Source organism: Polaromonas sp. CG_9.5 (assembly GCF_035984465.1).
GTDB lineage: Bacteria > Pseudomonadota > Gammaproteobacteria > Burkholderiales > Burkholderiaceae_C > Polaromonas.
In genome coordinates, this window is the sequence record NZ_JAXCHR010000056.1 from 1 (window position 1) to 2,694 (window position 2,694).

2 protein-coding genes are annotated in these 2,694 nt (G+C 63.7%); both read left to right on the top strand.

Annotated elements, in window-relative coordinates:
- Nucleotides 1-246: 246 nt before the first annotated feature.
- Nucleotides 247-1,773 (top strand): IS21 family transposase, encoded by a 1,527-nt coding sequence (istA, locus tag RCH06_RS17705; RefSeq protein ID WP_327082782.1) that lies wholly within the window; start codon nucleotides 247-249, stop codon nucleotides 1,771-1,773.
- A gap of 62 nt (nucleotides 1,774-1,835) precedes the next feature.
- Nucleotides 1,836-2,621, top strand: a complete 786-nt coding sequence (gene istB / locus RCH06_RS17710; RefSeq protein ID WP_327082783.1) for an IS21-like element helper ATPase IstB — start codon at nucleotides 1,836-1,838, stop codon at nucleotides 2,619-2,621.
- Nucleotides 2,622-2,694 lie beyond the last annotated feature (73 nt).

Sequence of the window (2,694 nt, forward strand, 5' to 3'; positions counted from 1 at the left end):
GCGAGTGGGTATTCCGGTCGATCGTGACCGGTCATTCCGGCGGATCGTGACCGGCGATTCTGGTTTGTCGTGACCGCTGATTCCGGTCGATCGTGACCGATTTTTTGCCTTGACCGCAATGACCGGTCACGAGGCCGGAATCGATGGTCATGGCACCAGAATGGCATCGACCAGCAGCGTGTGGTGCTGCGCATATTTCTTCTCAACCGATACGGGTAGCCTTGCCAGCTTTTTGCTGGAGCCAGCATGCCCGATACCCGAAGGATCACTATGCGCAAAATCAAGGACGTCCTGCGTCTCAAACTCGAAGCCCATCTCTCGCATGAGCGCATCGCCGCAGCCCTGGGCGTTTCCAAAGGCGTCGTTGCCAAATACGTGGCCCTGGCCAGTGCAGCAAAGCTGGACTGGAGCCAGGTACAGGTGCTCGACGAGGCCGCCCTGCACAGCCGCCTGGCGGGCACACCCCAGCGAGCCAGCGCCTTTGTGCGGCCCGACTTCGTTCGCCTGCACCAGGAACTCCGGCGCAAAGGCATGACGCTGATGCTGCTGTGGCAAGAGCACGTCAGCCAGCACCCAGGGGAAACCACCCACAGCTACTCGCAGTTCTGCGAGAACTACCGTCGCTTTGCCAAAAGCCTCAAGCGCTCGATGCGCCAGATCCACCGCGCCGGCGAGAAGCTGTTCATCGACTACGCTGGACCTACTGTGGCCCTGTCGGACGGCAGCCGCGCCCACATCTTCGTTGGCGCCCTGGGCGCGTCGAGCTACACCTTCGCCTACGCCACGGCGCGCGAAACCACGGCCGACTGGCTCGGGGCCACGGCGCAGGCGCTGCGTTTCTTCGGCGGCGTGCCGCTGCTGATCGTGCCGGACAATGCCCGGGCGTTGATTGCCAACCCCGACCGCTACGAGCCCAGGGCGAACGAGACGGTGCATGACTTTGCGCGCCACTACGGCACCTCGGTGCTGCCAGCACGCCCTTATCACCCGCAGGACAAAGGAAAGGTCGAGTCTGCCGTGCAGGTGGTGGAGCGCTGGATCTTGATGCGCTTGCGCCACCAGCAGTTTCACAGCGTCGATGACGTCAACGAGGCCATCGGCCCGCTCCTGGTGCAACTCAACGCCAAGCCGTTTCAAAAGCTGCCCGGATGCCGCGCCAGTTCGTTTGCCGAACTCGACGCACCGGCCCTGCAGCCTTTGCCGCTGCAGACCTGGGAGCTGGCGGTCTACAAGACCGTGCGCGTTCACATTGACCAGCACGTCGAGTTTGAAGGCCACCGCTACAGCGTTCCTCACTCATTGGTCGGTCTTGCTTTGGAAGCGCGGATCACCGCGCGCGCGGTGGAGATTGTTCATCGCGGCGAGCGCGTAGCGTGTCACCTGCGCTGCGCGCACAAGGGCGGCTTCACCACGGTGCCCGAGCACCTGTCAGCGGCCCACCGGGCGCATCTGGAGTGGACGCCCGAGCGGCTGATTCACTGGGGCACGAGCATCGGCGTGGCGACCGGGCGCATCGTCACGCGCCTGCTCGAAGAGCGCCAGCATCCCGAACACGGCTACCGCGCTTGCCTTGCCTTGCTCTCGCTGGCCAGGCGCTACGGCAAGCCGCGCCTGGAAGCGGCCTGCCTGATCGCGCTGGAACTGGGCACCACCAAGAGCGCCCATGTGCGCGACATCCTGGCCAATGGACGCGATCTGCTCGTGCCCGTCGCCACGCCGGAGTGGACCAGTCCGGTGCACGCGCATGTGCGCGGGCCGGGCTATTACCAGTGACGCCGGCCATGCCCGCAGCCACATCCGGCACAGCGCAAGACGACCCAACAAAAGGAATACCCATGATGATGAACACTACTTTGGAGCAGCTTCGCGGCTTGAAGCTCAACGGCATGGCAGCAGGCTTGCAAGAGCAGCTCACCCAGGCAGGCATGACGGCCATGAGCTTTGAAGAACGCCTGGCCTTGCTGGTGGACCGCGAGGTCTACTTTCGCAATGACAAGCGTCAGGCGCGCCTGCTCAAGGAGGCTCGTCTGAAGTACCCGCAGGCATCCATCGAGGACCTGGATACGCGCCCCGGGCGGGGCCTGGAGCGCAAGGCGCTCATGAGCCTGGCGTTGGGCGACTGGATTGACAGCGGCCACAGCGTGCTGATCACCGGCCCCACGGGGGCGGGCAAGTCCTGGCTGGGTTGCGCCTTGGCGCAGTACGCCTGCCGGCGTGGCCACTCGGCCCTGTACCAGCGTGTACCCCGGCTTGCAGAAGAGCTGCGCATCCGCCACGGGAACGGCACATTTGGCAAGTGGCTGCTGCAACTGGCCAAAACCGATGTGCTGCTCCTTGATGACTGGGGCATGACCGGCCTGGACAGCCAAACGCGGGCCGATCTGCTGGAGATCATTGATGACCGGGCCGCCAGCAAAGCCACCATCATCACCAGCCAGTTGCCCATAGAGCACTGGCATGCCTGGGTGGGAGATGCCACGATTGCCGATGCCATTTTGGACCGCGTGATGCAGCGAAATCACCGTTTCACCCTGACGGGCGAGTCTCTACGGCAAAAGCCAAAAACGCAGCAAAAAGGAGATCAATCCGGACCCATCGTGACCGCTGCCCCTACAATTTGAGCGCGCAACACTTCACGCTGCGCGACCGGTCACGATCGACCGGAATCGTCGGTCACGATCGCCGGAATACGCA